The 14,003-nt window shown below is 30.3% G+C and carries 12 protein-coding genes and 1 tRNA gene; 4 read left to right on the plus strand and 9 right to left on the minus strand.

Translation table 11 applies throughout. The annotated features are described in order from the left end of the window. Window positions 1–382: 382 nt before the first annotated feature. Entirely contained in the window at window positions 383–802 is a 420-nt protein-coding gene (gene ybeY, locus NLG42_RS04635) for an rRNA maturation RNase YbeY (RefSeq protein ID WP_257683119.1), read from the minus strand. Beyond that, window positions 799–4,188, minus strand: a complete 3,390-nt coding sequence (locus NLG42_RS04640) for a DUF4175 family protein (protein WP_257683120.1) — start codon at window positions 4,186–4,188, stop codon at window positions 799–801. The genes ybeY and NLG42_RS04640 overlap by 4 nt, the downstream gene beginning before the upstream one ends. Window positions 4,189–4,349: 161 nt before the next feature. Here NLG42_RS04640 and gltX point away from each other — a divergent pair, with 161 nt between their 5' ends. Together gltX and NLG42_RS04650 are read left to right on the plus strand one after the other, a co-directional pair. Then, window positions 4,350–5,855 carry a glutamate--tRNA ligase gene (gene gltX / locus NLG42_RS04645; protein ID WP_257683121.1) on the plus strand — a complete coding sequence of 502 codons (1,506 nt, stop codon included), beginning with the start codon at window positions 4,350–4,352 and terminating at the stop codon, window positions 5,853–5,855. 132 nt (window positions 5,856–5,987) lie between these two features. Then, complete coding sequence (locus NLG42_RS04650) at window positions 5,988–6,968, plus strand: SPFH domain-containing protein (RefSeq protein WP_089059887.1); 981 nt, start codon at window positions 5,988–5,990, stop codon at window positions 6,966–6,968. A gap of 22 nt (window positions 6,969–6,990) precedes the next feature. Here the strand turns inward: NLG42_RS04650 and NLG42_RS04655 are convergent, their stop codons facing one another. The 5 genes from NLG42_RS04655 to NLG42_RS04675 all read right to left on the minus strand — a co-directional run bounded on the left by NLG42_RS04655 (window position 6,991) and on the right by NLG42_RS04675 (window position 11,647). Then, complete coding sequence (locus NLG42_RS04655; RefSeq protein WP_099717856.1) at window positions 6,991–7,245, minus strand: DUF6327 family protein; 255 nt, start codon at window positions 7,243–7,245, stop codon at window positions 6,991–6,993. A 3-nt stretch (window positions 7,246–7,248) separates the two neighbouring features. Beyond that, complete coding sequence (locus NLG42_RS04660; RefSeq protein WP_089059838.1) at window positions 7,249–7,599, minus strand: competence protein; 351 nt, start codon at window positions 7,597–7,599, stop codon at window positions 7,249–7,251. A 134-nt stretch (window positions 7,600–7,733) separates the two neighbouring features. Next, complete coding sequence (locus NLG42_RS04665) at window positions 7,734–8,060, minus strand: YtxH domain-containing protein (protein ID WP_099717854.1); 327 nt, start codon at window positions 8,058–8,060, stop codon at window positions 7,734–7,736. A gap of 91 nt (window positions 8,061–8,151) precedes the next feature. Next, a complete protein-coding gene (locus NLG42_RS04670) occupies window positions 8,152–8,634 on the minus strand; it encodes a hypothetical protein (RefSeq protein WP_089059836.1) in 483 nt (160 codons plus the stop codon). Between the two features lie 895 nt (window positions 8,635–9,529). After that, a complete protein-coding gene (locus NLG42_RS04675) occupies window positions 9,530–11,647 on the minus strand; it encodes a glutamine--tRNA ligase/YqeY domain fusion protein (protein WP_257683122.1) in 2,118 nt (705 codons plus the stop codon). A gap of 107 nt (window positions 11,648–11,754) precedes the next feature. Between NLG42_RS04675 and folB the strand changes: the two genes are divergently transcribed. Both folB and NLG42_RS04685 read left to right on the plus strand, forming a co-directional pair. Beyond that, on the plus strand, window positions 11,755–12,114 hold the full coding sequence (gene folB, locus NLG42_RS04680) for a dihydroneopterin aldolase (RefSeq protein ID WP_257683123.1): 360 nt from the start codon (window positions 11,755–11,757) through the stop codon (window positions 12,112–12,114). A 94-nt stretch (window positions 12,115–12,208) separates the two neighbouring features. After that, window positions 12,209–12,279 (plus strand) — tRNA-Cys (locus NLG42_RS04685). 357 nt (window positions 12,280–12,636) lie between these two features. Here the strand turns inward: NLG42_RS04685 and NLG42_RS04690 are convergent. Continuing rightward, window positions 12,637–13,314, minus strand: coding sequence for a LysE family translocator (locus NLG42_RS04690; protein WP_257683124.1), 678 nt, complete (start codon window positions 13,312–13,314; stop codon window positions 12,637–12,639). Window positions 13,315–13,328: 14 nt separating this feature from the next. Further along, a complete protein-coding gene (locus tag NLG42_RS04695) occupies window positions 13,329–13,997 on the minus strand; it encodes a head GIN domain-containing protein (RefSeq protein ID WP_089053522.1) in 669 nt (222 codons plus the stop codon). Window positions 13,998–14,003 lie beyond the last annotated feature (6 nt).

The following is a 14,003-nucleotide window of genomic DNA, read 5'->3' on the forward strand; positions in this document are numbered from 1 at the left end:
TGTTTTATTATTCTCTGCAAACCGGTTAAGGCGATTCTCAGAATTAACTTTTATCTTCTTTGTTCCACGTGGAACTTTTGTTTCGTTTCAGGTTTCAGTTTTCAAATTTCAAGTTTCAAGTTTTAAAACCAACTTAAAAGTTCCACGTGGAACGCGTTTATTTTCCACTAAAATCAAAACTAAAAACTAGATGTTTCACGTGAAACATTCTATTACCTCCTTCTTGTCAGAATTAAATTTCACATGTTCCACGTGAAACATTTTTTAAAAACAACTTTACATAAAAACGTTTCACGTGGAACAATTACTAATTATCAATTTCAATATTCAAAACTTAATCTCGAAGACTCGAGAGAAACAATAAAAACTTGAAACAAGATTTTTACTGTTCCATGTAAAACATCGCGATTTTCTCATCTTCTTTAGAGCGCATAAGTTCTGCTTCAGCATCGCTTTTGTCTTTATATCCACAGTAATGTAATATACCGTGAGCAAGTACACGCTTCAGTTCTTCCTCAAAAGAAACATTAAAATCTTTCGCGTTATCTTCTACTCTTTCAACAGAAACAAATATATCTCCGTTTAATTCGTTGCCAACTGTATAATCAAAACTAATAATATCAGTTAGTGTGTCGTGATCTAAATACTCTACATTGATTTTATGAAGATAATCATCATCACAAAAAATATAATTTATTTCTCCTTCGTTTTTATTTTCAGAAACTATTACAGCACTTAACCAATCAGAAAAGGCTTGTTCGTTGTCTAAAATAAATTCTGTTTCGTAATTAAAATTGATCATTTTGTATTAAAATATTCTTGAACCTTTTGATTAAAATTCGAGCGCAAAGGTAGTGATTGTCTGTTTAATATCTCTACACTGTTTAAATAATCCGTCAACGAACTTGGTAAAGCATTTGAACGATTAGAAAACTCAGCTTTATTTGTTTCAGATTGTCGCTTTGTGTCTTGCCCTTGTTCCTGAACTGCATTGTTTAATTTTAGCAATTCTTGTTGAATATTTAAAATACGCTGCAGATTTTCATTTTTAAAACCTTTATTTAAAATCTGTTTTTCCGATGCTTTCATCTGATCAATAACTGATTTACCTTGCATATCTAAACCTTGTTTTGCTAATTCTTTTTGCAATGCTTCACGAAGTTTAACTTGCTCTTTGTATATTTCCATTATCTTTTCAGCATCACCTTCACCGTCATTATCATTACTTTCTTTTTCTCCTTTATTGTTTCCTTGACCACTTTTACCATCACCTGTTTTTCCTTGCCCAGTCTTTCCTTGTCCTTCTTTACTTTGATTTTGTTTTTCTTCTCCCTCTTTTCCTTCCCCATTATCACCTTGTTGACTATTGCCTGGTTTACTTCCCTGCTTCATTCCGTCCTTCATTTTCTCGGCGAGACCTTTCTGTTTTTGAATAATATCTGGCAGCTGCATACCTTGACCATCTCCTGGTTTTGGTTTTCCAGCTCCAGGTTTAGACATAGACATTTGCATATTATTTAATAGATCACTCAAAAAATCAGCCAGCTTGTTTGCAGAAGAAACTGAGTATTGCTGATGAGAAACTCCTTTCGGAATCTGAACATCTGTTAAAGTTTCAATTGCTTTATCCATATTATACTGCACATTGCCAATTTCCTTTGTAACATCTTCAGCAACTTTTGGATTTCTAAGTGATAATGCAAACAAACTATCATCAATATGTCTAAACTGCTGCTTTAAATTTTGCTGTATTTTTATGTTCTTTGTATATGCCGAAGAACCTAATTTCATAGATTTAAACTGTTTCATAACGTCCTCTTGAGACAATGAAAATGCTAAAAGATTATCAAGAATCTGACGAAGCATTGCGACATCTTCTTGCAATTGTTCTTGTTCACCTGCTTCCATATTAGATTGCATTTGCTCTGCCATAGATTTCATTTTCTTAGAAGCATTCTTTTGCTTTGGCTTAGCAGATTCTGTATTCTTTTTACCAAGTTCTTCCGAAGCTTTATTCAAATCGTTCTCTACTTCTTTTTCTTTCGATGCGTCTTTAGGAATATCTAAAGGAGATTTTAATGAGTTATTTTCCTGCTTCAAATCTTTTAAATCTTCTTGAATTTTATCAAAAGACTTATTAATTTCATCTTGTTTCTCTTTGTTGTTTTCTTTACTATTTGAAAGTTGCTCTTGCTTTTCTGCTAATTTATTCAACTTTTCAGCAACCTGCTCTGCTTTCTTTTCTACATAAAAACGCTTTGTTAATTCGACTAATTGTTCTAAATTACGAGATTGATTCTTGCTTATTTGTTTGAATTTTTCCATCTTATCAAACAACTCTTCACTGTTTAATTTATCATTTAGATTCTTCAATTCATCCATTAATTTCTGATTCTTTTCTAAATCTTTCTCTGCATTGTCTAAACGTTTTTGTAAATCATCGGCAGTTTTATCTTTCTTTTCAGATTGAAACTTATCTAAATTTTTATTCATCTTTTCAGCAAATTGCTTCATCAACTCATCCTGCTGCTTCTGACGTTTGATAAAATCGTTGATCTTTTGCTGATCTTTAAACTCTAAATTATCCTTTTCTTTGCCTGTATTTTTCAGTTTATCCATTTCAGAAAACTGCTTTTGCTGATTCTTCAATGACTTAGATAAACTATTAATATTAGCATTTTGCTGTTGCAATTCGGCATCGTGAATTTCATCAACTGTAGAAACACGATCAGAAAACGTAGATGACTTTGTGCTCTTAAATCCATGCAGTGCATCATTATCAAAAATCTCAAAATAGTATTCGTAAGATACTCCTTCTTCAACCGCAAGATTACTTGGAAAATTAAAAACAAACTGATCGAATACTCCTTGTTTTACAGGAATAGTTCCACGTTTGGCAGTGTTAGGTTTTCCATGTTCATAATAAACAACCTGCAGTTTTGATAATCCATAATCATCACCCAATCTTCCTAAAACATAACTTTTATCCAGCTTTAAACTATCAGGAGCAGGCGAAACAGCGATCGTTGGAAACTGATCTTTGATAACTGACAACTGATAATCTAACTTTTCATAGTTTTTAACCTTATTATTTGAAGTAAGAATTTGATAATCTGTGTTTTGACTAATATTCTTAGCCAATTTAAACTCATTTTCAGCCTTATTAAACTTAAAAGTTGAGCTTTCATCCTTCCACACTACTTCTTGAGTAGATTGAGTTTTCATTCTCCAAGTTACAACGGTTCCTTCAGGTACAATAGCATTTCCAGTACCTTGAATTATTTCAGATTTCTTTTTCAAGTAAGATGGAAAATTCAAAATCATTTCGAAGTTCGCAATTGATGGAACTGTAATAACTTTTAATTCATATTCATTTGATGAAACTGAATTTCCTTCCAAAGAAAACTGAACATCAGTTGTTGGTTTTTCAATCTTAAACTCAAACTTTCCTGTTTGAGAAGATTCCATAAAATAGCTTTCATTCCCAATATGAATCATTACATTTTCAGGAACAATATTACCTTCAGTTTCAACTTTTACAACAAAATCTTTATTTTGTTCTGTTTGAAGATTACTGTTTAAAACCACAAATTTAAAAGGAGCTGGCGGCAAAAACGAAGCATTAAAATGTACTACTCTATTAAAACTCTGCGAAATTATATTGCTGTTTCCGGAAACAAAAAAGACTGCAAACAGCAAAACTGGAATTAAAGCTAGTGGTAAATACTTTTTATTTGATTTAAAATTGATTGCATTTCCAAACGGAATTGGCTGCAATGAATTTGCTTTTTGCTCAATCGAAGCTAACATTAATTCTGAACTTTCAGCTGAATTTTCACTTGAAGAGAGTTGCAAAAAGTTTGTCAGTTTATCACTAACTTCAGTAAAATGATTCCCAATAATAGCTGAAGCCTGATTATAATCAATTCCTTTTTGAAGTTTAAAAAGTTTAAAAATTGGAAATAAAATAAATCGAAACAATAGAAAAACTTCTACTCCAATAAATACCCAAAACAAAAGTGTTCTTCCTGTAGGTTTTAACCAAAGAAAATACTCAACAAAAAGGGTAAAAAGAAAATACAATAAACCGAAGCCAATAAAAAGAAGTGCTCCTTTTATCAATTCATTCATATAATATTTCTTTATAAATCCTTCTAACTTCTGATATATTGCAGATGATGTTTTCAATGTGAATCTATTTTATTTATAACCCATAAAAGTACTAATTTTAATTAGAAAATGATCCATGAGAAAATTAGTCAATTAAGCTACAAACAATACATTATCTAATTAAACTCATTTTCTAATTCTCTAATTAGAATCGTATCTTTGCAACAAAATTTAAACAAATGTCAAAGCAAGTTCGTGTGCGTTTTGCACCAAGTCCAACTGGACCATTACATATTGGCGGAGTACGTACTGCCCTATTTAATTATTTATTTGCAAAAAAACATAACGGTGTTTTTTATCTGAGAATTGAAGATACAGATCAAACTCGTTTTGTTCCAGGTGCAGAAGCTTATATAATGGAAGCTTTGGAATGGTTAGGAATTTCTCCGGAAGAAACTGTTGGTAAAAATGAAAAATTTGGTCCGTACAGACAAAGTGATCGTAAAGATTTATACCAAAAATATGCTGACCAATTGATCAATTCAGATTGGGCATACTATGCTTTTGATACTCCAGAATCTCTTGATGCTTTGAGAAAAGAACAAGAAGCTGAAGGAAAAACATTCATTTACAATCATACGAACCGCGAAAAGTTAGACACATCATTAGTAATTTCAGCTGACGAAACTGCTAAAAGAATTGCAAATGGAGAACACTTTGTAATTCGTTTTAAAACTCCGGTTGATGAAACTTTACATTTAAAAGATATTATTCGTGGTGATGTGAAATTTGAAACGAGTTTACTTGATGATAAAGTTCTTTTTAAAAGTGACGGAATGCCAACCTATCATCTAGCTAATATTGTTGATGATCATTTGATGGAAACCTCACATGTAATTCGTGGAGAAGAATGGCTTCCATCGATGCCGCTTCACGTGTTATTATACAGAGCTTTTGGTTGGGATGCTCCAGAATTTGCACATTTACCACTGATTTTAAAACCTGTTGGAAACGGAAAATTATCTAAAAGAGATGGTGATAAACTAGGATTTCCTGTTTTTCCACTTGAGTGGAAAACTGAAGAAGGTATTTCATCTGGATATAGAGAGAAAGGATTCTTCCCAGAAACTGTTGTAAACTTCCTTGCTTTGTTAGGTTGGAATGATGGAACGGACAAAGAATTATATTCTTTAGAAGAATTAGTTGAAGCTTTTGATTTGAATAGAGTTCACAAAGCAGGAGCAAAATTTGATCCAGAGAAAAATAAATGGTTCAATCATCAATACTTAATCAAACAAAATGACGCTGATTTAGCGAAAAGCTTCTCTCCTATTTTAGAAGAAAAAGGTTTCTCGACTCCGCTCGAAGTGACAACTCGCATTGTATCACTTATCAAAGAAAGAGCAAACTTTGTTTCAGATTTTTGGGATTTAACTGATTTCTTTTTCCAGGCTCCAACATCTTATGATGAAAAAGCAAGCAAAAACTGGAAGGAAGAAACTCCAGCTTTAATGCAGGAATTGATTTCAGTTTTAGAAAATATTGAAGATTTTAGTTCCGTAAATATTGAAACAATCGTGAAAGATTGGTTAACTAAAAACGAAATTGGAATGGGTAAAGTTATGCAGCCTTTCCGATTAAGTTTGGTTGGAGCTCTTAAAGGTCCTCACCTATTCGACATTGTTGAAATCATTGGAAAAGAAGAAACTATTTCAAGAATTCAGAAAGCGATCGAAAAATTATAATAAATTTTCAATTCAAAATAGAAACGCTAAGAAACATCTAACAAATGTTCTTAGCGTTTTTTTAGTGCTTAAAAACTATATTTTAGAAGAATTTTCGTAAATTCCCAAAATCATAAACATAAATTAAAAACCATGAGTACAGCATTTATTATCTTATTAGTATTGGCATTCTTCATTTTCATGTCGTCTTTCTTTACTGTAAAACAACAAAGTTCAGTTGTTATAGAGAGATTTGGAAAATTCCACAGCGTGAGAAATTCGGGATTGCAATTAAAAATTCCAGTTGTTGATAGATTAGCCGGACGTGTAAATCTTAAAATCCAACAGTTAGATGTTATTATTGAAACTAAAACCAAAGACAACGTTTTTATTAAAATGAAAGTTTCGGTTCAGTTTAAAGTAATTCAAGATAAAGTATATGATGCCTTTTATAAACTAGAATATCCTCACGATCAGATTACTGCTTACGTATTTGATGTTGTTCGTGCTGAAGTTCCTAAACTAAAATTAGATGATGTTTTTGAAAGAAAAGACGATATCGCAATTGCAGTAAAAAGAGAATTAAACGAAGCGATGACTACTTACGGATACGATATCATCAATACATTGGTTACAGATATTGATCCAGATATTCAGGTAAAAAATGCAATGAACAGAATCAACGCTGCTGATAGAGAAAAAACTGCTGCTGAATTTGAAGCTGAAAGTTCAAGAATTAGAATTGTTGCAAAAGCAAAAGCCGAAGCTGAAAGTAAACGTTTACAAGGTCAAGGTATTGCAGATCAACGTCGTGAAATTGCTAGAGGATTGGTAGAAAGTGTTGAAGTATTAAACAATGTTGGAATTAACTCACAAGAAGCTTCTGCTTTAATTGTTGTTACACAGCATTATGATACATTACAAGCAATTGGAGCTGATGCAAATTCAAACTTAATATTACTTCCAAATTCACCACAAGCAGGAAGTGATATGTTGAATAATATGGTTGCATCATTCACAGCATCAAACCAGGTTGGTGAAATGATGAAGAAAAACAATAAAAAGATTGAAAAACCAAAACCAATTCAACCGCAATCTGGTTACGAAGATGACATTCAACCTGAAGTTAAATAAATAACTAAAAGAAAAAAGAGGCTTAATTGCCTCTTTTTCTATTTATAAACCAACCTATTACATACGGTAAAACAGATTGAAGTATCTTGGTGTAAGAATTTGAAAAATAATCTGTGTATGATGAAATAAAACCGTTTACAATATTTTGCGGTGTTATACTTTCTTTTGTTTTTTGAACATTTAAAACTAACTTTTGATAATTAATATCTTTTTCTAATTTTAAAATTTCTAAATCTCTGTCGATTTCAGCGTATGAAGAGTACTTTTTTGTTTCCATAACTTATTCATTAAAAAAGATTTCTGAAAATTTCTCTAAAATTGGTCCTTCCACAAACTTATCTTTTATAAAGAAAAGTAAAACTGTAAATACCAAATAGATCCCTCCTACTGCTAAAAATCCCAATGCAATACTTCCGAATAAAGCACCAAAAGCATAAGCTGCAGCAAAAGATCCAAAAAGTAAAACCATACTAAAACACAATAAAATCAATGTAAACTTAAAAATTAAAGTTGTTGATTTCATTGCAACTTTAAAACCCCAGAGTTTATAATATGCTAAATGACTATCAATATAAACTTTAGCCTGATCCTGAATTTTTTCTGTATTTTCCTTTAATTCTTCAAAAGCCATAATTGTAGTTTTAATTAAAAAAAGAAGCACAAAATACACTTTGAAAAAACTGTATTTTGTTATTACTTAAAATTAAGTAAAATAAACCAAAATACAATTATAAAAATCCAAGTGAACTTTGTGCTCCTTAAATATTATTTCTGAAGTTTCGCGTTATGCGCTTTTAAATCAGCAAGTTTAGATTCTAAAAAAGTAATTACTTCCTCTGTTTTATAACTCATATTCGAAAGTAACTCATCATATGTTCCGTCAAGATTACCTTTTGCATGAGCAAACTTTTCGCGCAATACCTCAGAACTAGCTGAAAGTGAATCTTTTAAATTATGCCTGGCATCGTCTAAACCTTCTTTTAATTTTGCGCGTGTTTTTGATCCTTTATCCGGAGCAAATAATATCCCAATTGCTGCACCAGCAGCTGCGCCTGCTAAAATAGCTGCTACAGTATTTAAGTTCTTTGACATAATAATAAAATTTAAGTGATTAATAAAGGTACTCTTTTTTTAAAATATAAATAATTGAACAAATGATATTTACTAAAATTTAACACTAAAATTAATACGCGTAAGCTACTGCTTCATATTTGCCATTTCCTTTCTCAACAATACTTACAAACGGATAGCCATTTGAAGCTGACTTACTTTTGATTCTCATAGCTGTTTGATTCTTATTAGCAATTGGCGGTTCACCTTTTGTCCTTGTCGAAACACCTGTAAATGAAGCCACTTCTTTCAGTCCTATTGTCTTTTCTTGAGGCAGAACAGTTACCATTTTATAATCATCTTTTGAATCTACTATGATTTTATCAGATATTTTTTGTGTTTGATTTGTTTGTTTATTGGTTAATTTAGAAACAGCATACTTACTAATTTTAACTTCTTCAGAACTTCCGTTCAAGGAATAATAAATTAAACCATTTTCGTTTTTAATAAAATTCACATCAAGTTGTTCACCATTGTGTTTTGTAATTTGATGTGTTTGCGAAATTGCAATGTTTGCAAATAAAACTGCCGATAATGTAAAAAATAAATTTTTCATAACATTTAAAATTTAAGGATTAAAAATTCTTAGTTCAAAATGAAAATCAAAATTTCGATACGTGTAAAACTAACTTCATGAAATTTACAAATTATAAATGCCTTCAAAAAAATACTTACATCGTAAACGTATTATCAAAAACAAATTACAACTATAAACTGACCATAAAATCAATTTTTAAAATTCAGGTTTAGAATTAACTCTAAAACTAAAAATGAAAATTTTTAAATTTTAGAAAAACTCCAATTCGATTCTTAAAACGTCAATTTTTGAAATTCTAAAATTTCATACTTGAGCTTTTTATAAAAATAGCAACTTTATAAACAATTGTATGTTAACAACCCGTTAAACTAAGAAAAATTAGGCTAAAAATTAAAATAAAGATCATAAAACAACAAAAAAACAAAAGTTAATTATTGATATTAAAGAAGTAAAAACGGCGCTTAAAATTAATTTATGAAGGTCATTTTTACTTAAATCTATCTATTAAAATTATAAAAACAATAAATAAAATAAATAATAATTAAAATCATTTAAAAATAAAAATAGCATAATTAAAACTGATATTATAAAAACAGCAATTTAGAAACTGACGAAACTAAAAAAACAATCTATAATTTTCCTCAAAAAAGGTAAACTCTAATTTCAAAAACAATTTCTAGTCAAAAAGACGTAAAAAAACATAAAATAAAATCAAAAATTAAAATAAAGACTTCTGTTTTACTGTTTTTAAAAATAGGATAATTGACATGGAAGAATTTAAAAAATCGCTTAAAATTAATCTACGAAAGTCATTTTTAATCTATAAAAATTATAAAATATTAATTATTAATAGAAAAAATTAATAATAAAAAAAGCGCTTATAAAAAGCGCTTTTCAATAGATTATAATTATATTATTTTTTTATCATCTCGGCAAGAATTTCAATTTCTCTTTCCGATGCATTTTTTGGAGGATTTGAATATAATTTTAAAATTTCCTCTTCAAACTGATTTTTTAAACTTTCATTTTCTAAATCTCTTAAATTTAAAAGTGCTTTCGATCTAACATAAGTCGATTCACTTCTTAAAGACATTGTGTATAATTTTTTAATATCCTCTTCTTCAAAATCCGAAGATTTCCAATTTGAATATTTCAAAATAAACTGAGAAAACAACAACGAAGCTTTATTATTGTTAATATTCTTTTTTAAAGAATTTTGCAAAAGTGAAAAACTAGAAACATTTTTGATGTTCTCCCCTATTGCTGTTTCAATTGCGATACGTTCTGGTTTAGTCTCAACTTTAAAATATTTATTAATATCTTTTAAAGAATTATTGATACTATTTTCTTCTTTTTTACCTTTTTCTTCCCAAGCATCTTTCAATCCAACAGTCTTGTTAAACACTAATTTTGAAGTAGTTGAATCTTTATCAACAGTAAAATATCCTAAACGTTGAAACTGAAATTTGTCTTCATTTTTAGCTGTTGCTAAACTTGGTTCAACAAATCCAGTTACAATTTCTAATGAATTTGGATTCACAAAATCTAAGAAATTTTTCTCTTTATAACTGTCTGGAGCTTCATCTGTAAACAAACGATCGTACAAACGAACTTCAGCTTCAACCGCATGAGGAATAGAAACCCAATGCAGCGTTCCAGACACTTTTCTTTGACTTGCTTCTGTTCCGCTTCCGCTTAAAGAATCAGTATCATAAGTAACATGAATTTCTGTAATATTACCTTCAGAATCTTTTATAACAGATTCTCCTTTAATAATATACGCATTTTTAAGACGTACTTCTTTTCCTAAAGTCAAACGGAAATATTTAGCTGGAGCTTCTTCTAAAAAGTCTTCTCTTTCAATGTATAATTCACGAGAAAAAGGTACTTTTCTAAATCCTGCATTCTCATCTTCCTGATTATTTTCAGCTTCTAACAACTCTTCTTTTCCTTCAGGATAATTTGTAATTACCACTTTTACCGGATCTAAAACTGCCATTACACGAGGTGCAATTTTATTCAAATCTTCACGAATACAGAATTCTAAAACCGATACATTTATTAAATTATCACGCTTTGCAATACCAATTGTATTAGCAAAATTACGTAATGATACAGCTGTATAACCTCTTCTTCTTAATCCAGAAATAGTAGACATTCTAGGATCATCCCAACCGTTAACATGCTTTTCTTTAACTAGTTGCTGTAATTTTCTTTTACTAACGACAGTATGTGATAAGTTACGTCTTGCAAATTCTCTTTGCTTTGGACGTAATTTATTTTCATCTAAAATTTGATCTAAAAACCAATCGTATAATTCACGGTGAGGCAAAAATTCAAGAGTACAAAATGAATGTGAGATTTCTTCTAAATAATCACTTTGTCCGTGTGCCCAATCATACATTGGATAAATTTTCCAGGCGTCACCAGTTCTATGATGATGTTTATGTAAAATTCTGTACATAATAGGATCACGCATCAACATATTAGTCGATTTCATGTCAATTTTAGCACGAAGAATATGTGTACCAGCCTCAAATTCACCGTTTTTCATTCTCTCGAATAAATCTAAGTTTTCTTCAACAGAACGATTTCTGTATGGACTATCAGTTCCAACAGTAGATGGAGTTCCTTTTTGAATTGCCATATCTTCAGAAGACTGACTATCAACATAGGCTTTATCTTTTTTAATTAATGAAACTGCCCAATCGTATAATTGTTGAAAGTAATCAGAAGCATAACGTTCCTCAGCCCATTTGTAACCCAGCCATTCCACATCTTTTTTTATAGCATCAACAAATTCCTGTTCTTCTTTTTCAGGGTTCGTATCGTCAAAACGTAAATTTACAGGAGACTGATAATCAATTCCTAAACCAAAATTTAATGCAATAGAACTTGCATGACCAATGTGTAAATAACCGTTTGGTTCTGGTGGAAAACGAAAATGAAGTTTACTTTGTGAAAGACCTGATTTTAAATCTTCCTCTATGATTTGTTCAATAAAATTGAGTGATTTCTCTTCTGATGCCATTATTTTATACTAATTTTAGCAAAGATAAAAAAAAGGTTTCAGGTTTCAGGTTTAAAGTTATTTAAGTGGCGCAAAACCTGAAACTTTAAACGTGAAACAATAAAAAAATGGGAGTTATAAAACTGAAAAATATCCGTACTTTTTCTTACCACGGATGTTTAATTGAAGAAGGAAAAATAGGATCAGATTATATTGTTGATCTAAAAATTAAGGCAAATTTACAGCAATCAGCACAAAGCGATCATCTTACTGATACGGTTGATTATGTTCATTTGAATAAAATTGTTGCTGAAGAAATGGCAATTCGTTCTCATTTATTAGAACATGTGGCTAAAAGAATCATAATTCGTGTATTGGCAGAAATTGAATCTGTAGAAAAAACGACTGTTTGGGTTTCAAAAGTAAATCCTCCTATTGGCGGTGATGTTGAAACAGTTACCATTAAAATGACTGAAAAAAGAAAGTAGTTCTTTCTGTATAAAATCTAATTTTTTAAAATAGTTTACATTAAACTTTTGAAATTTAAAGATTTTAGTTACTTTTGCCATCCGTTCAAGTAATGGCGTCGTGGCCGAGCGGCTAGGCTGGGCTCTGCAAAAGCTCCTACTCCGGTTCGAATCCGGACGATGCCTCAAAAACCTCTAAAGTAATTTAGAGGTTTTTTTTTATGTTTAATTTTTAGAAAAAATTAATTAAATATATTCGTTCGAATCTAGACGATGATTCAAAAATATTCTAAGAAATTAGGAAGTTTTTATAATCTAATTTTCTACAATCTTGTCATTTCGACGTAAGGAGAAATCTCCACAAGAAGCTCTACCAAGATTTGACAATTACTACGAAGTTACTTGCGAAGATTTCTCCTTACGTCGAAATGACAAACTATTGTCAACTTTGTCAAAGTTTAAAAGTTCCAAACGAACATTATCAACATAAAAAAACCTCTGAAATTCAGAGGCTTAATTATATAATTTTGAGTTATTAACAAACTACTTTTCAATATTCTCAAAAGCATTTTTAACCATTTCTTTCTCTTTTGGAAACCATCCTTGGATCATCAAAACAACTCCAAAAACCATTAAAACTATACTAATTCCTTTTTTAATTTTTAGAATATTAGTTGGTGTCATTTTAGATTTTAATTGTTTGGCTAATAGAATTTTAATACAGTCAACTAATAAATAAGTAATAATTACAGAAGTAAAAAAAGTAAACATTCTAGAATTTTGCATTTCTAATTTTGGACCTACAGAAATAATAACAGCAAGCCAAAAACCTAGAACTCCAATATTAATAACATTCAATAAAAAGCCTTTTACAAACAAACTTCCATAGTTTCTTTTAATAATATCACGATCAATTTCTTCATCGTTAATTTTTGCTTCTTTTTTCAATCTCACGAATGAAATTATACCATACGCCAGCATAATAATTCCGCCAAAAATAAAAAGAGCAGGTTTATCTTTTAAACTCTGAATTAATCTGTAACTGCCTAAATAAGCAATTGCTATAAAAAAAACATCACCTAATACTACACCAAGATCAAAAACAATTGCAGCTCTAAATCCTTTTGTAATACTGGTTTCTAATAGTATAAAAAATACTGGACCTACCATAAAACTTAAAAAAAGTCCCCATGGCAGTCCAGCCAAAATATCATTTATCATTCAAATAGAATTTCTTATTTTACTTCTTCGATTTTACCTCCAAAAACCGTTTTTTGGTTAATTTGCTTTGGTTTTCCATAAATGTAAATAGAGCCTCCTGCGCTCACTTTTGCATCGACAAGGGTTGATGCATTAACATCTGCTTTTCCGCCCGCAGAAACGCTTACTTTCGTCTGAGAAGTGGCTAATTTACTTGCCAGCAAATAACCGCCTGCTCCAAGACTTGCATCTTGATTTGAAGCTTTACCAGTTAATGTTATTGAACCTCCTGAAACTGAGCTCACATTAAGTTTATCAACATCCAAATCAACATTTATTTTTCCGCCTTCCTGAGCACTAACTTTAAAAACAGTTGCTTTTATAGGATCTTTACTTGAAACATAAGCTCCTTCATTTACATCAATAAGCTCTATGTTTCTGTAATACAAAGTAATATCAAGATCATCACCAGATAATAATTTAGGAAAAGGCATTCTTAATTTTAATAAACCTTTCTTGTTAACAACTTCAACTTCTGCTTCTCTTGCTCCTTTAATAACAATTTTGTTTTCAGAAGATGGAACTAATTTAACACTTAATTTATCAAAAACTTTAACCGAATCGAAATCTCCCAGTTCTTTAGTAACTTGACCAAAAGACATTTGTACAAATAAAATTGCTGCTCCAATAATTAGCTTTCTCATACTTTT

The sequence above is a fragment of the Flavobacterium plurextorum genome (genome assembly GCF_024638035.1).
Lineage (GTDB): Bacteria > Bacteroidota > Bacteroidia > Flavobacteriales > Flavobacteriaceae > Flavobacterium > Flavobacterium plurextorum.

What these genes read in the sequence shown, in the direction of transcription:
- NLG42_RS04695 (WP_089053522.1), bottom strand. Translation starts at nt 13,997, where the DNA reads ATGAGAAAGCTAATTATTGGAGCAGCAATTTTATTTGTACAAATGTCT.
- NLG42_RS04675 (WP_257683122.1), bottom strand. Translation starts at nt 11,647, where the DNA reads ATGGCATCAGAAGAGAAATCACTCAATTTTATTGAACAAATCATAGAG.
- NLG42_RS04665 (WP_099717854.1), bottom strand. Translation starts at nt 8,060, where the DNA reads ATGTCAAAGAACTTAAATACTGTAGCAGCTATTTTAGCAGGCGCAGCT.
- NLG42_RS04690 (WP_257683124.1), bottom strand. Translation starts at nt 13,314, where the DNA reads ATGATAAATGATATTTTGGCTGGACTGCCATGGGGACTTTTTTTAAGT.
- folB (WP_257683123.1), top strand. Translation starts at nt 11,755, where the DNA reads ATGGGAGTTATAAAACTGAAAAATATCCGTACTTTTTCTTACCACGGA.
- NLG42_RS04670 (WP_089059836.1), bottom strand. Translation starts at nt 8,634, where the DNA reads ATGAAAAATTTATTTTTTACATTATCGGCAGTTTTATTTGCAAACATT.
- NLG42_RS04660 (WP_089059838.1), bottom strand. Translation starts at nt 7,599, where the DNA reads ATGGCTTTTGAAGAATTAAAGGAAAATACAGAAAAAATTCAGGATCAG.
- gltX (WP_257683121.1), top strand. Translation starts at nt 4,350, where the DNA reads ATGTCAAAGCAAGTTCGTGTGCGTTTTGCACCAAGTCCAACTGGACCA.
- NLG42_RS04655 (WP_099717856.1), bottom strand. Translation starts at nt 7,245, where the DNA reads ATGGAAACAAAAAAGTACTCTTCATACGCTGAAATCGACAGAGATTTA.
- NLG42_RS04650 (WP_089059887.1), top strand. Translation starts at nt 5,988, where the DNA reads ATGAGTACAGCATTTATTATCTTATTAGTATTGGCATTCTTCATTTTC.
- ybeY (WP_257683119.1), bottom strand. Translation starts at nt 802, where the DNA reads ATGATCAATTTTAATTACGAAACAGAATTTATTTTAGACAACGAACAA.